Annotated in this window: 2 protein-coding genes; both read left to right on the top strand. The window is 44.3% G+C overall.

The genetic code is table 11. From position 1 onward, the window contains the following. The first annotated feature begins 653 nt into the window (after positions 1-653). Positions 654-1,316, top strand: coding sequence for a site-specific integrase (locus IEW74_RS17170; protein ID WP_188667404.1), 663 nt, complete (start codon positions 654-656; stop codon positions 1,314-1,316). A gap of 33 nt (positions 1,317-1,349) precedes the next feature. After that, positions 1,350-1,655, top strand: a complete 306-nt coding sequence (locus IEW74_RS17165) for a transposase (protein WP_188667401.1) — start codon at positions 1,350-1,352, stop codon at positions 1,653-1,655. Positions 1,656-1,743 lie beyond the last annotated feature (88 nt).

Raw genomic sequence — 1,743 nt, 5'->3', positions numbered from 1 at the left:
CCCCGATGGGCTCAACCGCTTCAGGCACCGTCAGGGAGGTGTTGCAACACCTCCCTGACAAACAAAAGAGGCAGAAAGATCATAACAAATCTTTCTGCCTCTTAATGTATAAGCCCCGCTAAATGAACCTACTAATATATATACTTAGCTGGGCCACTTAAGGGGGCATTTATCAAACCGACCCTACATGATAGCGAAGCGACAATTCCTCTCATCTATGCATTAACACAAACCGCCATGTCGGCACTCGGTGGTAACAGCGTGTTACCTACGCAGCTTCAAAATAGCAACTTTAGCGAATAGAAACGCTTATGGGTGATGGAAAGAAGTCTCACTTTGTATCACGGAATATGTGGTCACTTCGGATTCTCATAATATGTAACGGAAGTTTAGAAAAGCCTTTGGCAACAACAGGATACGAAATTAAAATATTTTGCATCACCGAAAACCATTACATACTTTTTACATAGATTTGTTAATTCGTTTGCAAGCAAGCGGTTATGGCTGCGTATAAATTGAGTGGGAATAATTCCCGCCTTTAAAACATAAGCATAACAAAGGCTTAGATTTTACACAGTCTTTTCATAGTCATTCAGGGTATGTTATTTTTCAATAAGTTAGAAATTTAGCTGACGGAAGAATTACATACTCTGGTGATTATCGCTCAACATAAGTGCTCCGCAACCAAGACGTTTGTCGATCAGCACCCCATTCTCGGCGGGGACGCTATCGTTTATCGCACCCGACAGAACGGTGAAATCTACCAATTCCGCACATGGATACCGGCTGAGAAAAAATATTACCGTAAGACGTTAAAGACCCGTGATCTCGACACGGCGTTGGAACGCGGTAAACAGCTATTCTATGACATTCAGTTGCAGCTACGAACCGGACGTAAACTGTTCGGGTTGAAGGTCGGTGAATTGGTTGAAGAGTTCTTGAAGTATCAGGAACAACGGGTTGCTACGGGGCTAATCACCCACGGTCGATACCTGACGATCAAGACCCAACTGACCAAACATCTCTATGAATTTCTTGGTGATCGTAATCCTAAAGTTGGTTCGAACCGGCAGATCAACGAAATTGATAAATCGAAATTCTATAATTTTGCACAGCATCGCCGATTAACGTCACCCGGCGTAAAAGACGTTACCATCAGGAATGAACAAACGACCCTGAATGCCCTGTTTAAATGGGGCTACCGTAATGGCTACGTTCATTTTGAGACGGTGGACTTTGAAGAAATACGGGTCCGTAACGCTGATCGACGTGACACGTTTACAGAGATGGTCCCCAAAAACAGGACAGGGTGTTAAGGTGGGATAACCGTTTTTGAAAAGGACTATCCGATGGCAAAACGCCGTAACCATTCAGCCGACTTCAAAGCCAAAGTAGCTTTGGAAGCTTTACGAGAAGAGCTCACGCTTCCCGAATTGGCAAAAAAATATGATGTGCACCCCAACCAGATCAGCACATGGAAGAAAAAGGCTCTGGCAAATATGGCCGATATTTTCTCCAGCAAGCAGGAAAAGCAAAAAGACAATCACGAAGCCGAAGTTAAGGAACTTCATGCCAAAATTGGAGAATTGACGGTGGAAGTCGATTTTTTAGATCGGGCCTTCAAATGCTCTCTCGGGAGCGGAGGAAGGCGATGATTATTCCCCTTGAAAAGCTCTCGCTCACCCGTCAGTGCCAGTTGCTCAAAATTCCGCGTTCGACCTATTATTCTGTCTGCAAAGGGGA

The organism is Terasakiella brassicae (genome assembly GCF_014641495.1).
In the GTDB taxonomy this organism is placed as follows: Bacteria; Pseudomonadota; Alphaproteobacteria; order Rhodospirillales; family Terasakiellaceae; genus Terasakiella; species Terasakiella brassicae.
Note: the sequence above shows the minus strand (reverse complement) of the source record. Positions and strands in the feature narration are given on the sequence as shown.